General features: G+C 45.4%; 13 protein-coding genes. 11 read left to right on the top strand and 2 right to left on the bottom strand.

Translation table 11 applies throughout. The features are described 5' to 3' along the window. The first annotated feature begins 30 nt into the window (after positions 1 to 30). From parE to ACH59B_RS14220, 5 genes are all read left to right on the top strand, one after another. Positions 31 to 2,010 carry a DNA topoisomerase IV subunit B gene (gene parE, locus ACH59B_RS14240; RefSeq protein ID WP_013371580.1) on the top strand — a complete coding sequence of 660 codons (1,980 nt, stop codon included), beginning with the start codon at positions 31 to 33 and terminating at the stop codon, positions 2,008 to 2,010. 22 nt (positions 2,011 to 2,032) lie between these two features. Next, a complete protein-coding gene (gene gyrA / locus ACH59B_RS14235; protein WP_017427593.1) occupies positions 2,033 to 4,495 on the top strand; it encodes a DNA gyrase subunit A in 2,463 nt (820 codons plus the stop codon). 275 nt (positions 4,496 to 4,770) lie between these two features. Beyond that, positions 4,771 to 5,241 (top strand): MarR family winged helix-turn-helix transcriptional regulator, encoded by a 471-nt coding sequence (locus tag ACH59B_RS14230; RefSeq protein ID WP_016822123.1) that lies wholly within the window; start codon positions 4,771 to 4,773, stop codon positions 5,239 to 5,241. A 260-nt stretch (positions 5,242 to 5,501) separates the two neighbouring features. Further along, a complete protein-coding gene (locus tag ACH59B_RS14225) occupies positions 5,502 to 5,987 on the top strand; it encodes a MarR family winged helix-turn-helix transcriptional regulator (protein ID WP_404301875.1) in 486 nt (161 codons plus the stop codon). Next, positions 5,971 to 7,473 (top strand): DHA2 family efflux MFS transporter permease subunit, encoded by a 1,503-nt coding sequence (locus ACH59B_RS14220; protein WP_193191024.1) that lies wholly within the window; start codon positions 5,971 to 5,973, stop codon positions 7,471 to 7,473. Before ACH59B_RS14225 ends, ACH59B_RS14220 begins: the two co-directional genes overlap by 17 nt. A gap of 94 nt (positions 7,474 to 7,567) precedes the next feature. On the opposite strand, the gene ACH59B_RS14215 is transcribed toward ACH59B_RS14220, so the two are convergent. Together ACH59B_RS14215 and ACH59B_RS14210 are read right to left on the bottom strand one after the other, a co-directional pair. Further along, positions 7,568 to 8,314 (bottom strand): RluA family pseudouridine synthase, encoded by a 747-nt coding sequence (locus ACH59B_RS14215; RefSeq protein WP_016822120.1) that lies wholly within the window; start codon positions 8,312 to 8,314, stop codon positions 7,568 to 7,570. Between the two features lie 8 nt (positions 8,315 to 8,322). Further along, a complete protein-coding gene (locus ACH59B_RS14210; RefSeq protein ID WP_193191010.1) occupies positions 8,323 to 9,186 on the bottom strand; it encodes a class I SAM-dependent methyltransferase in 864 nt (287 codons plus the stop codon). Between the two features lie 448 nt (positions 9,187 to 9,634). Here ACH59B_RS14210 and ACH59B_RS14205 point away from each other — a divergent pair, with 448 nt between their 5' ends. From ACH59B_RS14205 to ACH59B_RS14180, 6 genes are all read left to right on the top strand, one after another. Next, positions 9,635 to 10,093 (top strand): flavodoxin, encoded by a 459-nt coding sequence (locus ACH59B_RS14205; protein WP_016822119.1) that lies wholly within the window; start codon positions 9,635 to 9,637, stop codon positions 10,091 to 10,093. 20 nt (positions 10,094 to 10,113) lie between these two features. After that, entirely contained in the window at positions 10,114 to 10,926 is an 813-nt protein-coding gene (locus ACH59B_RS14200) for a hypothetical protein (protein WP_016822118.1), read from the top strand. A 358-nt stretch (positions 10,927 to 11,284) separates the two neighbouring features. Then, the gene (locus ACH59B_RS14195; RefSeq protein ID WP_013371571.1) at positions 11,285 to 11,938 is read left to right on the top strand and encodes an HlyD family secretion protein; all 654 of its coding nucleotides are present in this window, start codon (positions 11,285 to 11,287) and stop codon (positions 11,936 to 11,938) included. A gap of 15 nt (positions 11,939 to 11,953) precedes the next feature. Further along, positions 11,954 to 13,471 (top strand): DHA2 family efflux MFS transporter permease subunit, encoded by a 1,518-nt coding sequence (locus ACH59B_RS14190; RefSeq protein WP_016822117.1) that lies wholly within the window; start codon positions 11,954 to 11,956, stop codon positions 13,469 to 13,471. 71 nt (positions 13,472 to 13,542) lie between these two features. Further along, entirely contained in the window at positions 13,543 to 15,009 is a 1,467-nt protein-coding gene (locus ACH59B_RS14185; protein WP_016822116.1) for an efflux RND transporter periplasmic adaptor subunit, read from the top strand. Between the two features lie 223 nt (positions 15,010 to 15,232). Beyond that, entirely contained in the window at positions 15,233 to 16,075 is an 843-nt protein-coding gene (locus ACH59B_RS14180) for an STM4015 family protein (protein ID WP_017427601.1), read from the top strand. Positions 16,076 to 16,142 lie beyond the last annotated feature (67 nt).

Genomic DNA, 16,142 nt, shown 5'->3' with positions numbered 1-16,142 from the left:
CGGTTATGATTAGACAAAGGGGGAGCATGAATGGTCGACAAAATCGACTTGTCTGCGGGAGCTTCCGGTACACAGAACGGAGCTTCAGAATATGGCGCGGACGACATTCAAGTGCTCGAAGGGCTTGTGGCAGTTCGCAAACGGCCGGGCATGTACATCGGGAGCACCAGTTCTTCGGGACTGCATCATTTGGTATGGGAAATTGTAGACAACGCGGTGGATGAACATCTTGCCAAGTTTTGCTCTCGCATTGATATCACAATGCATAAGGACGGTTCTGTAACAGTATCAGACAACGGGCGCGGTATTCCTACGGGAATGCACAAAATGGGAATCCCTACGCCTCAAGTTGTATTCACCATTTTGCACGCCGGAGGTAAGTTTGGCGGTTCGGGATATAAAAAGTCCGGGGGTCTGCATGGGGTAGGTGCGTCTGTAACGAACGCTCTTTCGGAATGGCTTGAAGTGGAAATCTACCGGGACGGCAAGATTCACCGTCAGCGGTTTGAATATTGGCAGGACAAGAAGGGCGTGGAGCATGTCGGTGAACCGACCACAGGCCTTGAAGTGCTGGGCAATACTAACAAGACGGGTTCGAAAATTACATTTAAACCGGATATTCGCGTTTTTCAGTCAGGAATTCATTTTAACTATGATACGCTGGCTGAGCGTCTTCAGGAAATTGCTTTTCTGAATTCCGGCCTTCGTATTCAGCTTAAAGACGAACGCAGCGGAAAGTCAGATGAATATTTTTATGAGGGTGGAGCAAGTCAGTTTGTTTCTTTTTTGAATGAGGGCAAGGATGTACTGCATGATGTCATTCATTTTAATGCCGAGAAAGAAGACATTGAAGTGGAGATTGCCATCCAATACAATGCCGGCTACACAGAGACGATTGCTTCGTTCGTTAACTCCATTCCGACACGTGGCGGGGGTACGCATGAAACAGGCTTCAAAACCGCTTACACTCGTATCATGAACGACTATGCACGCAAAACAGCGATGTTGAAGGAAAAGGATAAAAACCTGGAGGGCAACGATCTACGTGAAGGTATGATGGCTGTAATCAGTGTCAAGATGGCCGAGGTTGAATTTGTCGGTCAGACAAAAGATCAGCTGGGTAGTGCTTCGGCGCGGAGTACAGTGGATGCCATCGTGTCTGAACAAATGCAGCGCTTTTTGGAGGAAAATCCACAGATAGCGCAAACCTTGATCAGAAAGGCAGTTCAAGCGTCCAAAGCGCGTGAAGCTGCACGTAAGGCTCGGGACGAAATGCGTTCTGGCAAGAAACGTAGTGAAAGTTCTAATTTGAATGGCAAACTGTCGCCTGCGCAGTCTAAAGATTTTACACGTAATGAGTTATTTATCGTGGAAGGCGATTCGGCTGGAGGATCGGCCAAACAGGGACGGGATTCCAAAATTCAGGCGATTTTGCCACTAAAGGGCAAGCCGATGAATCCGGAAAAATCAAAGTTGGCGGATATTATGAAAAATGATGAGTACCGTGCTATTACGGCAGCGATTGGCGCGGGGGTAGGAACAGAGTTCACGCTGGAAGACAGCAATTATTCCAAAATCATCATTATGACCGATGCAGATACGGATGGCGCGCACATTCAAGTACTGTTGTTGACGTTCTTTTATCGGTATATGAAAGAACTCATTGATGCAGGACGCATATTTATTGCTCAGCCGCCATTGTATAAAATAACCCGCAAGTCGGGTAAGCTCGAAACAGTTCGTTATGCCTGGACTGACGAGCAGCTTGATAATTACTTAAAAGAGTTTGGACGGAATTTCGAGCTTCAACGTTATAAAGGACTCGGGGAGATGAACCCTGATCAGTTATGGGAAACGACAATGAATCCCGAGTCACGCACCCTGTTGCGCGTTCAGATTGAGGATGCTGCCAAAGCTGAACGCCGTGTGTCCACATTGATGGGTGATAAGGTGGATCCGCGTAAGCGCTGGATCGTGGAAAACGTGGATTTCACGGAATACGTAGAGTAGTGCTATTAAATGAGGTGTAGACATGAGCTTATCGGAGCAATTTTTGCCAGCTTATCTGGAGGAAATGGTCGGTGACCGCTTTGGCCGATATTCCAAATATATAATTCAGGATCGGGCAATACCTGATGTACGGGATGGATTAAAGCCCGTACAACGCCGGATTCTGTACGCGATGTACGATTCGGGTAATACCCCGGAAAAAGCGTATCGTAAATCCGCCAAAACCGTTGGGGACGTTATGGGTAATTACCATCCTCACGGTGATTCATCTATTTACGATGGGATGGTACGGATGGCGCAGCCTTGGAAAATGAGCCACGTACTGGTGGATGGCCACGGCAACTGGGGTTCTCAGGACGACGATCCTGCGGCAGCTATGCGTTACACGGAGGCACGTTTGTCTCCGATTGCAATGGAAATGCTACGTGATATCGAAAAACGTACGGTTTTGTTCAAGGATAACTTTGATAACTCGGCAAAGGAACCCGTCGTGCTGCCCTCCCGTTATCCTAATCTGTTGGTAAACGGATCTAGCGGGATTTCAGCGGGGTTTGCAACGGAAATTCCAACTCATAGCTTGCGTGAGGTGATTGACGCCACCATCGCAGTGATGGAAAAGCCGCAGATCGAACTGGAAGAGATTATGACCTTTATAAAAGGCCCAGATTTTCCGACTGGCGGACTCATTATGGGTGGCGAAGGCATCAAGGATGCATACAGAACAGGCAAAGGACGCATTTATATCCGTTCCAAAACGGAAATTCAGTCTTTGCGTGGAGGCAAGCAGCAACTGGTTATTACAGAGATTCCATACCAGGTTGTTAAATCCAGGCTCGTAACCGCTATGGAGAACATCCGTCTGGAGAAAAAGGTAGAAGGGATTGCCGAAGTTCGTGACGAGAGTGGACGAAATGGCCTGCGTATTGTTGTCGAGCTGAAGAAGGAAGCGGATGCGGAAGGTATTTTGGCATATCTGCTGAAAAAAACCGATCTCCAGGTGGCTTATAACTTCAATATGGTAGCCATCGTAAACAAAGCGCCGCACCAGCTTGGACTAAAATCCATTTTAGAAGCGTATATTGCTCACCAGCGTGAAGTTGTCACAAATCGCATTAAGTTTGAGCTGGAAAAGGCGGAGGACCGCGCACATGTACTGGAAGGTTTGGTCAAGGCGCTGAACATTCTGGATGAAGTCATCGCGGCTATTAAAGCTTCCAAAAATCGTCAGGATGCACAAAATAATTTGCAATGGATGTTTGGCTTTAGTGAACGGCAGGCGGATTCCATTTTGACTCTGCAATTGTACCGTCTTACGAATCTTGAAATTACCACCCTCGAAAAAGAACTTGCTGACATTCAGAAGAAAATTACTCAATACCGTTCTATTCTGGAAAGTGACCGCAAGCTGATCAGTCTGATCCGCAAAGAGTTGCTGGAAATTCGTGAAAAGTACGGCATTGACCGTCGTTCGGAAATACAGGGTGAAGTAGAAGAGATTAAGGTAAATCTGGAGGTCATGGTTGCGGCAGAGGATGTATTGCTAACTCTCTCGAAAGATGGCTATGTGAAACGTACGAGTATGCTGTCGTTCACTCGTTCTGGCGGGGATCGTTCAAATTCCGGAGTTAAAGAAGGGGACTACATTACTCAGTTCCTTGACGTGAATACACTCGATGTGCTGCTCGTCTTCACCCAGCGTGGACAATACTTTTTGCTGCCTGTGCATCAGATACCGGAGTATAAGTGGAAAGAGCCGGGCACTCCAATCGTCAATGTCATTTCGCTATCGAAGGAAGATCGTATCGTAAGTGTTATTCCGATCAAAAATATAGAGGAAATCGGCAAAAGCCTGGTGTTTGTAACAAAGAAAGGGCAAGTCAAACGAACGGAACTTACAGAATATGCCACAAAGCGTTCCAGTGCTGTAGCAGCCTGCAAGGTGGCTGGCGACGATGAGATATTATCAGTAACATTAAGCGACAATAGCAAAGATATTATGTTGATTACCCGTGCGGGGATGAGCATACGCTTCAAGGAGCAAGAGGTTAATGCCATGGGCCGCGTTTCAGCGGGGGTCAAAGGTATACAACTGGCGGAAGGCGATGAAATTGTTGCAGCACTATGGGTAGAAGAAGACGAAGGAGAGGTGCTGGTACTAACCGAATCCGGTTATGGTAAGCGTACGCTTCTGCTGGATTATCCTTCTCAGGGAAGAGGCGGTAAAGGAATCAGCACCTTCGAATTCAAGGAAGGCAAGCGGGTGCGTTCGAACGGAACTCGAATTGTGGCTGCCTTCTACTGTCGTGAAGCTGTTCAATTATTTGTCATCACATCAGAAGGACAGACGATGTCCTTCCTTTCGGAAAAAGCTCCTTTAACCGATCGCAAGGATACAGGCAAACTGCTGGCTCCGGTGGAGAAGAAGGACGAAATTGTAAATGTGCTGCCGCGTAGTGAGCCTCAGAGTTCGCAGACAGTAGAATAATTGTAAAGTCAAGCGTTTTTTAGCTCGAAAAAGAGGGGTCCTCACGTGCCATTCCAGCACGAATGAGGACCTTTTTGCCGTCATGCTGTCGAACCTTGACCTGTCTCCAAATCCGAAGTGAGACTTCCTTCCCCTTTTCATTTGATGCTCCAAAAACGGCAGGAAACTGAGGGGAAATGGCGAAAATTTAATGTGATGAAATACAATCCGGACGGTGGCCCATATGGTAACTTTGATGCTTTTACTGACCCTGTTATTCAAAGGAGTGAGGCAAAATGCAAACGACCGAATTTGCAAAAATCTGGTCCAGAATGGCTAAGGATTACAAGGTTCATATGGAGCAGCAACTAGCTCCATCACTAACGGAGGCTCAACTCACGGTGCTGGAGGTTCTGAACGAATACGGACGCATGAAGCCGTCTCAACTAATCCCATATCTCGCCACCACACCTGCGGCAGTTACGATGCTATTGGACCGGATGGAGCGGAATCGACTGGTCACCCGGTTCAGAGACGTAAAGGACCGTAGAATTGTATGGATTGTTATTTCAGATCAAGGCAGAGAAGAAGTGGAGCGCGGATTGCAAATTCGCGACGATTTTCTGGGTTCTGCGCTTAACCGAATATCTCAGCACAATCAGAATTTGCTGGTTTATTTGTTGGGGAAAATTACAACGAAGACGAAAGCGGCTGTATCAGCCAGTGAAGATGAGGGAATAAAGGAACAAATAGAGCGAGCAGAATAGCTAATTAGTGGATACATGGAATGTAGCTGTACACAGCAGATTAGCTTTCTAAGGGAATAGAAATGCGCGGATAGATGCCGATCCTGGTATCATTTCCGCGCTTTTTTGTGTCCCAAGTATAGGTAGTGTTTGGGGGAATGTTGACATTTACATAAGAGATGATAAAATAATAGTTATAAATAAATAACAATTCGTATACAAATAGTTACTAGTTTATGTATATGGGTAATGAATATGTATGGGGAAGAAGGATGGTTCTAGTGAGCGACAGAGAGGAAGACAGACTAGAGGTGTATCGGATTATTCAATCGGTAAGGGAGGTTAACAAGACGATATTTTATGCTTTCTGGAACGAGGAGCAGCATTTGGATCTAACGGCCATTCAGCACATGGCTTTGGCCATTCTGAATAAACGCCCCAATATTGGGTTATCCGAGCTGGCAGAGATAGCTCATGTGGGAAGCAGCTCTATGAGCGGGGTGGTTGACCGCTTGACCAAGGCGGGATATATCGCTCGCGGACGGCATGAGCATGATCGCAGATCTTTAGTACTGACGCTTACGCCAGAAGGAAAAGATATAATGCAAAAGGTATACTCCATGTGGATGGAGCGCGTCTTGCCAATTCTGGATATCCCGAAGGAGCAGCTAGAGTTGCTCTTGGATGTTCATAAACAAATGATCATGAAATTAACACCGAAGGGAATGAATCAACTTGAGCAGTCCTCAAATGACACTACCAGGTAATGTCCGCAGAGCACCCATTGTGGCCGCTCTGTTGATTGGCGCAATTGTTGCAATTTTAAACCAGACATTGATAAGTGTGGCTTTACCGAAAATGATGAGTGATCTGAATGTAGATGCCAATATAGCTCAGTGGCTTAGCACAGGCTTTGTGCTCGTGAACGGGGTATTGATCCCGGTGACCGCATTCCTGATTGCCCGTTTCTCTACTCGTAAATTGTTTATTAGTGCAATGACTATTTTTTCAATCGGCACGCTGTTATGTGCAATAGCGCCGAGTTTTAGTATATTGCTGATCGGTCGGCTTATTCAGGCTGCGGGTGCAGGGATTATGATGCCATTAATGATGGTCGTTATCTTGAACATCTACCCAATAGAGCGTCGTGGCCGTGCAATGGGAACGCTGGGACTTGCGATGGGGTTTGCTCCAGCCATTGGACCAACCTTATCTGGTTATATAGTCCAGCACTATGACTGGCGAGTATTGTTCTGGATCATCTTGCCGATTTCCGTGATTTCGATTGTGATCGGATTTATTTTTCTGAAAAATGTAACCGAGCAGTCCAAGCCTAAGCTGGACATTCTCAGTGTTATTTTGTCTACACTCGGTTTTGGTGGGCTGTTATACGGCTTTAGTGATGCTGGAACATCGGGTTGGGGGAGTATTCCAGTCCTGTCTACACTCATCGTCGGGACGATTGCGCTTATTTTATTTATTGTCCGACAACTGAAGGTAGATGAGCCTATGCTGGAGTTTCGTATCTTTAAATACGATGTGTACAGCTTGACGACAATCATTAATGTTATTGTGACGATGGCTCTGTACGCCGGTATGATATTGCTTCCAATTTATTTGCAAAATATTCGCGGATTTACACCGCTCCAGTCTGGTATGCTAATGTTACCAGGAGCGATTCTGATGGGGGTCATGTCTCCTGTGACGGGGGCTATTTTTGACCGAATTGGAGCGCGCTGGCTGTCTGTAATTGGGTTGTTGATCATGACTGTAACGACTTGGGAATTTACACGTTTAACCGAATCAACCACCTATATGACACTGTTAATCAATTATACGGTACGAATGTTCGGGATGTCATTGCTGATGATGCCGATCCAAACGGCCGGACTGAATCAGCTTCCACAACGATTAAATGCCCATGGTACGGCGATGGGCAATACGCTACGTATGATTTCGGGCTCGATTGGGACAGCAATTCTAGTGACGGTGATGTCTACTCAAACCAGCAATCGTTTGACCACGATGGTTGCATCCGAGGGACTGAACGTTACGGACAAAGCGGGAATGCTGGCTGCTAGCAATCAAGCTACGATCTACGGTATTAACTCGGCATTTATCATTGCAACACTATTGAGCGTGACAGCTTTGGTATTGGCGTTTTTTATCAAAAATACGAATGCACAAAACGCTCGTGCCCGTCAACAGCTGGTGAACAGCGAGAAGGGGAAGACCATGGCTTCCTCATCATAAGCATGGATACATTTTCATTTGATTTCTGTGCAAAAAGAGAACCCGCATTGCATGTTTGTTTACATGCAGTGCGGGTTCTTAGTGGTAAGTCTACTCAATTATCCGAAGTAATCATTGTATCATAAAGCGACAAGGGCCACTCACTCCAAGGAAATTGGACAGGAGGCAGTGAGTGGAAGCTCATTGCTTCCTTGCTGACCGGATGCGGTGCTCCAGCGAGCAAGGACCAGAGGGCCAGTTGTTGACCGGGGCGGCTCAGATTACCGCCATATTTTTGGTCCCCATAGAGGGGACAGCCGATTGCCTGCATCTGTACACGAATTTGGTGCGAGCGTCCGGTGTGCAGCTTAATTTTCACAAGACTGAGTCCAGCAGTTTGCCCGACAACCTGGTATTCCAAAATGGCTTCCTTGGCACCAGCCGTGCCGGGTCGAACCGTTTTGACCGTGTTGGTACGGCTGTCCTTAAGCAGGTAATGGGTTAGACGGCCTTGGAGAGCCTCAGGAACGCCATTCAGAACAGCTGTATACAGCTTGTAAAAATGACGGCTTCGAACCGATTCTGACAAACGAGAAGCTGCTTTGGACGTTTTAGCAAAAATCATGGCTCCACCTACAGGTCGATCCAGCCTGTGCACTAAACCCAAAAAGACGTTACCAGGCTTATTGTGTCTGATTTTCAGATCTTCCTTGAGTAAAGACAGCAGATCGGGATCGCCGCTGGCATCCTCCTGTGTCGGAACATTGACAGGCTTTACAACCGCCAGGACATGATTGTCCTCATATAGGACGGGAATATTCGGCTGTGCATGCTCTTGCCGAGTAAGTTCATCTTGATTCATAAGAGGAATTAAGCCTCCCAGCGTCCGAGAATACCACAAGGCAAATTCAATCCAGAGTGTGTGATCGGCAATCCGATTTCACCGGCGCTAATTTGTCCGCCATACTTTTGTTGCATCGTCATGCTCAGCATGTTACGCAATACAGTAGGTGAAATACCTGTCGTGTAGGAGTTGATCAGCATGAACAAGGGTTGGTCCGAAATGATGCTCATGCAGGATTCGAGAAACGGATACAAGCTTTCTTCCAGCTTCCAGGTTTCTCCGTTAGGTCCGCGTCCATAAGAAGGAGGGTCCATAATAATGGCATCATAACGGTTGCCCCGACGTTGTTCCCGTTGCACGAACTTGAACACGTCGTCTGTAATGAAGCGTACCGGTCGGTCAGCCAGACCGGACAATTGAACGTTTTCCTTTGCCCACTGCACCATACCTTTGGCTGCATCCACGTGAACTACACTGGCTCCGGCATACGCTGCGGCAGTAGTGGCTCCTCCCGTGTATGCAAACAGGTTCAATACGGAAATGGGTCTACCTGCGCCTTTAATTTTATCCATCATCCAGCTCCAGTTGGCGGCTTGCTCTGGGAAAAGACCAGTATGCTTAAAGCTGGTCGGTTTAATGTGGAATTTAAGCGGTCCATAGCTAATCGTCCAACGCTCGGGGATAGGCTTTTTCATATCCCATTGGCCGCCCCCGGAAGAGCTGCGGTGATAATGCCCATGAACATTACGCCATTCGGCTGTTTCCTGGGTCAAAGGCCATATGATTTGCGGATCGGGACGACGCAGGACAATATTACCCCAACGTTCCAGCTTTTCACCACCGCCTGTATCCATTACTTCATAGTCTTTCCACTCTTGTGCTACATACATGTACAATCCATCCTTCAGCAGTCAATTCGGGATTTAGGCAGCAAGCTGCGCAAATCCCCACATGGAGTCTATTGTACAACAAACCTTAGCAACAATCGAATGATTCCATGAATAAGTAAGTAGTTAGAAGGAGCAAAAATATTTTTTCGAATACACTTGTAATTAGAGCGCTTCCATATTAAAATGAAATCAATCCCACTTGTACGTACAACTCTCCCGATTTTCATTCTATTTATGAAAAGAAGAATTGGTTGTACGTACATAATATTTTACAACAATCCATAATTTTTTAATAGTGAACAGTCGCATATAATGCGACTTTTTTACGTATATGTTTAACAAAATACATTTCATGCTTAAAATTTTTATTTGACAATGAGAATCATTATCAAATATTATTTGATTAATAGGGAGTGAAAGCATCCCATATTTCAAATAAAGGTGAGGGATGAACTTGGGTAAAATCATGATTGCTTATGCTAGCATGACCGGTAATACAGAGGAAATCGCGGAATTGATCGCCGAGGGTGTTCGTCAGGCAGGGCATGAGGCAGAGTTGAAGGCTTCGTATGATTGCAGCGCGCAAGAATTGCTCGCATATGACGGATTCCTGTTGGGTGTATATACATGGGGAGATGGTGAGCTTCCTGATGAATTTTTAGATTTTTACGAGGAACTAGACGAGCTTGATCTGTCTGGTAAAAAGACTGCTGTATTTGGCAGTGGAGATACATCTTATACACAATTCTGTGGCGCAGTGGACTTGGTAGAGGAAAAAGTCAAAGAACGCGGCGCATCAGTCATTCAGGAGAGTTTGAAGATTGAATTCAATCCACTCGATGATGAGAAGGAGAATTGCCGAGCTTACGGAAGACAATTTGCGCAGGCTGGCATTGGAGTGTCCTGAGAAGAGAGTGAGGGATAGGTATGCGCAATAGCGATAGCTTAAGCGGCTTTCCTCTTCTGCACGACTATCAGCTTGAAGAGATGTGGAGAACTCCGCAGTCAATCCATCAATCACAGAGAAAACGAGGGCGTGAGGGTTGGAATTGGCGGCAAAGGGTTCAATATGCGATAGGGCATGCGCTGAACGAATACTTTGGAATGGAAGTAGAGGTACGGCGAGAAGTCCCTGTTCAGTATGTGTTGGAGAAGTGGTGGCCTAAGCAGTCGAACAGTTTTGAATCTTTGTTCCATTACTGGGATGTCAAAAATAAAGTGTCAGGCGAGTTGTCAAAAATATGTGCCTTAAATAATGACTTATTGGTGCCTGTGATGTTGTATGAACAATTTTGTACAGTGGTACCTGAGTTGGAGGTCGATATTTCGCTGATTGTTCAGGCAGCCTGGCAACAATCAGAACAAGCGGATTCATTGCTGATTCAAAAGTATATGGTGGACTACAACCCTAACGTTATTAGTACATTTCATCATTTAACAAATGTATTTTGTTATTATGCATTTGGAGCTCTTCCTCAGCTTATCGAAGTTTACTGTCTGCTAGAAGGGAAGAAGGTTCGTTTTCTTCCTGGTTTGGCTTCTTTACAGCAATCTTTGGATTACGTACGACTACTAAAAGACTCCAGAGAGGATATGCATGGTACGGCAGAACGCTGTCGCTGCAGGGGATGTATGGGGCAGCAAGCTTCTCAGCAGAACAGAGCGAATAAGGACAAGAAGGAAGAGCGGGAGGCGAAAAACTGTAGGGATCGGTCAGTTGGACCTACGCTTTTCTCTTAGGATTATTGTGTGAACCTTTAAATGTAAACTATCCCTTTTCATGAAAGAACCTTGGAAACAAGGTTCTTTTTTGTGAAAAAAAATTCTGAAAAAACTGAAAATTTATATTGCCTGAATAGATAAATATATCTATAATATTTCAATGTACAATAGTTATATGAAAATATTTAAATATAATGAAGACGGTTTGTGGACTATGGATCAACTTGTCTTACGTACATAAACAAGTCCTGTCTTGTGCATGGCTCGCTGCCATGTGTTTATTTATGCTCTACATTTGGTTTAATGGCCTAATATTTCAATTTTAAAATATTAGCGTTGAATAATAAAAATTTTTTGGACAACAGGGGTGGAACAAGTGAGTAAGAAAACTGTATTGCCGATTCTCATCGTGCTGCTCATTCTGAGTGGTGGAGCTATTGGCTACTATTATTGGTATCAGGCAACACACTTTGTTAAAAGTGACGATGCGCGCATTCAAGCCGATCAGTATAAGGTAATGCCGCAAATCTCCGGTGAGATTAGCCACATTGATGTTGAAGAAGGCGATGTGCTGCAACGCAATGAACCGATTGCCGAGCAAGATGTATCAGGACTGGATGCAAGCATGATCAGCAAGTCTGTACTGCGTGCGCCGATTAACGGAACTGTTATTAAGATTTATTCGAAAGAGCATGAAATTGGAACACCGGGTAGTGCTGTAGCGACTATGGTTGATATGAACAACCTGTATGTATCCACGAATATTGAAGAAACCGATATTAACCGTATTAAACCAGGACAGCTTGTTGACATTACGCTTGATGCAGCAGGCGATCAGGTCATTCAGGGTAAGGTTCGTAAAGTGGGCGAAGCTTCCAATGCAGTGTTTTCGCTCGTTCCTGCTGTGAACACAAGTGGTAACTTTAATAAGGTGACTCAACGTGTACCTGTAGAAATTGCTGTGAACAAGCCGAAGGACATGAAGCTTATCCCTGGGACGAACGTGGAAGTAAAAATTCATACATCTTAAAAAGGAGGGGTCCATGTGGCTGCCAATGAAACTGCTGCTGCTCCTTCGACAGATTCTTCCAAAGAACGCTGGCTTGCCTTTTTTGCTATCGTTTTAGGCGCCTTTGTCGCCATTCTGAACAACAGTCTGATCAACGTCGCCATTCCACGATTGACGACAGATTTAGGGTCAACGACGACACGTATTCAGTGGGTTATTACAGGTTACACGCTTGCATCCGGCGTAATCGTCCCGATTACCGGATATATGGAGCAGCGTATCGGGTACAAAAAGTTTTTGATTCTTGCGCTCAGCGTGTTCTCGTTGGGAACAGGAATATGTATTTTTGCATGGAGTGATTCTTCCCTGATTGCAGCGCGTGTACTGGCTGGTCTGGGCGGCGGTGTCATTATGCCGCTGAGTATGACGATTATTTACAAAATCATGCCGCGTGAACAAATCGGGATGTCCCTTGGTATATGGGGGATCGCCGCAATGGCCGCACCAGCTGTAGGGCCTACGCTGAGTGGCTACTTAATTGAATGGTTTAACTGGCGTTTCTTGTTTATTGTCAGTCTGCCGGTTGCTTTATTTGCCATTTTAATGGTCATCCTTCTCATCAAGGAGCCGCCTAAGGTTACGCCGAAACCGTTTGATCTGCCAGGATTTTTACTAGCGGCAACCTGTGCAGGAACACTCTTGTACGCACTGACAAACGGCCAGCGTGATGGCTGGACTTCTTTTGGGATTGTATCTCTGCTGTTTATTTCTTTCTGGGCACTTGTCTTTCTCATCTATGTAGAAAGCGGCAAGGATAATGCTGTAATTGAAATTTCATTATTCAAAAATTCAAAATATACGATTAGTGTTATCGCCTCCAGTCTGGTCATGATGGGGATGTATGGAGGAACGTTCCTTACACCGTTGTTTTTGCAAAATATTCAGCGCGTGTCACCGATTGATACTGGTATTATCCTCATTCCACAGGCCATTGCCATGGCGGCCATGATGCCTATCGCCGGGAAGCTGTTTGATAAGTTCGGCATTGTGCCTTTGGGACTTGTAGGCCTGACACTAACCAGCTTTATGACCTATCATCTTCATCAGCTTACGCCAGATACTTCGCATGCCTGGTTGGAAACCGTAATGGCATTACGAGGTCTGGGAATTGGTATTTGCATGATGCCATTGTCCACGGTCGGCATGAATGCTGTTCATCCGAGCAAGGTAGCCAATGCGTCTACAGCGTCCAATCTTGTACGTACTGTGGCTGCATCTATGGCGATTGCGGTACTGACCGCCATTATGCAAAGCCGTTCAGCTGCTCATGCCCAGCAAATTTCGGAGTCCATTACACAGGACTCAGCTCATACGCTACAGGCGACATTGGGTAGCTCATGGATGTCATCCATAAGTAGTTTAATCACACTGGATGCTACATCGAGAGGAATTGGGGATACGTTCCTCATTTCATCTATACCGCTGTTTTGCACGATTCCACTCATCTTTTTGTTTATTCAGAGGAAGAAAGCAAAGACACAGCCGGAAGCTTAATAAAGAGAAATACAAAAATATCGACTGGATGGCTTACATTATTTCCACGGACAGAAAGAAAGGGAATTATCATGAAAATATTGAGAGTAGAAAGTACATTAGCGGCTTTAGTCCTCGGCGGCGCAGTGCTGGCAGGCTGCTCCAGTAATAGTGGAGCGGCTCAGGACATGGTCGTTCCAGTTAAAATTAGTCAAGCACAGCAGGGGATTATCGGACAGGGAAATATTTATACAGGTACGGTAACACCTTCGGAAACCGTCAATATTGTGCCTAAAGTAGGCGGTAAAGTGGTTGAGCTGCCTGTGGATATTGGTTCTGAGGTTAAAAAGGGCCAAGTCCTCTTCAAGCTTGACGATAAGGATATGCGTAACAATGTTGCAAAAGCTCGCGCCGCAGCAGCAGCCGCAGCAGCTGGCGTAAGTACCGCTCAAGCATCCCATGAATCAACGATGGTTCAAGCAACTTCGGGCTTAGTGCAGTCCAAGAGCGGTGTGATTCAATCCCAAAGCGCAATCAATCAGGCTCAGGGGGCTATTAATCAAGCAACTACAGCCGTAGAACAAGCGACACATGGTGTTTCCTCGGCAGCCAATACGGTGAAACAAACACAGCAAGCTTTGGCAGATGCACAAAAGAATGTAACACGTACACAAAGTCTGTTTGATGCTGGTGCGAGCACCCAAGCACAATTAGAACAAGCAAAAACCGCAGTTGTGAATGCGGAAGCGGCTTATAATAATGCACAAAATGCGCAGGCTAATGCAAAAGACCAATTGATAGCTGCTCAAAAGGCTCTAACTACAGCCCGTAACAGCTATGATACAGCAAAAAATAGCTACAGTAATGCTAACAGCGGCTACAGCAATGCGCAGAATCAGCTTAAAGTATCTCAAAATACGGCTGGCATCGAGTCTAGCCAACAATCTCTTAAGCAGGCACAACTGAATGTAAACATTGCTCAGGATGCATTGGATGACACCGTTGTTACATCACCGATCAATGGTATTGTGGGTACGAAAAATGCAGAAGTGGGCGAAATGGTATCCGCTCAGTCTCCTGCGCTAGTCATTGCTAACCTGAGTACGGTCAATACATTGATTTATGTCCCTGCGGAACAGATCAACAATGTAAAAGCAGGTGACAAGGTACAGGTTCGTGTTGCAGCCTCCAACATTGTAACAACAGGTACAGTAAAAAATGTAAGCCCGTTGGATGCAAGCGGAAAAGGTTATCCTGTAAAAATCTCAGTAGCCAATCCAGACATGAAACTGAAATCCGGCATGTTGGCTGATATCAGCTTTGTCGCTGCCAATGCGCAAGAAGGCATTGTTGTTCCTACTGCGGCAGTTCAAAAGGATCAAGGTAAAGAATATGTATATGTAGTAAGCGGCGACCATGCGAAACGCAAGGAAGTGAAAACTGTTCAAACGACAGGCTCACAAACACTCATTACCAGTGGCTTGAGCAAGGAAGAGAATGTGATTGTGAATAATCTGGCATTGCTGTCCGATAACTCACCGATTACAATTACCCAATAACTTGGTTCTAAACTTGCGTTCTTTATAATAGTAGAAATTTATTATGGATACATTCCAAGGCAGCCCGCAATTGGGCTGTCTTGTTTTTATTTCATTTGCACATTTTACATAGGGTTAATGTCGATCTGGGACTTTTTTTGACGAACATTGGTAGAATAGGATAGACTAAATTGGAAATAGATAGTTTACGAGATCTCAGACAAGCGATCGGAGGAATTGTGAGATGGAAGTGAAATTGGTTGTAGATTATGAAGCTTATGAGAATGGCCAAACGATGGCTAAATCTATTGAGGAACTGGCAGCCAAGCCGGAGAGTGCCCAAGTTACGGATCTGATCATTGGAGATTGGGGCGGAGCCTATGAAAATTCACCAGATGATTTTATACCCGTGTTAGTGAAGCTAAAAGATCAATTTCCTAAGGTGCGCAAGCTGTTTATTGGTGATATGGAATATGATGAGTGTGAGGTATCATGGATTAACCAAACGAATCTGTCCCCGCTGTTAGAAGCGTTTCCAAAGCTTGAATCCTTACATATTAAAGGAAGCCAGGATCTGAGCTTGGAACCCCTTCGCCATAATCATCTTCAAGAATTGGTTATTATTTGTGGCGGTCTACCTGTGAGCGTCCTTCGACAAATCCGTAATGCCGAACTGCCTGAACTGCGCAAGCTGGAGCTGTATTTGGGTGTCGAGGATTATGGTTTTGACGGTAAACTGGAAGATATTTTACCGTTTTTGGACAGCAATCCTTTTCCCAAACTTACATACTTGGGACTCAAAGATAGTGAGATACAGGATGAAATTGCCGTTGCTGCTGCTAATGCCCCTGTGATTGGACAACTGGAAGTACTGGATCTCTCACAAGGTACTTTGTCTGATCAAGGTGCAGAAGCGTTGCTGGCTAGTGAAAGTATAAAAGGACTGAAACATCTGGATTTGAGCTATCATTATATGTCTAGTGAAATGATGGGGCGCTGGAAGAACTCTGGTTTATCTGTGAACGTAGAAGATCAACAAGAAGCAGATGAAGAAGATGATTGGCGCTATCCATCACTGACAGAGTAATTTGCTCCAATGGATTTCTAAAACGGATTGACTTTAAAATTAAAAAGAATAAAAGTGAGGCGGCTCT

This window comes from Paenibacillus sp. DP01, assembly GCF_044784315.1.
Lineage (GTDB): Bacteria > Bacillota > Bacilli > Paenibacillales > Paenibacillaceae > Paenibacillus > Paenibacillus polymyxa.
The sequence above is the reverse complement of the archived record's forward strand: the minus strand, read 5'-3'. Positions and strand labels throughout refer to the sequence as shown.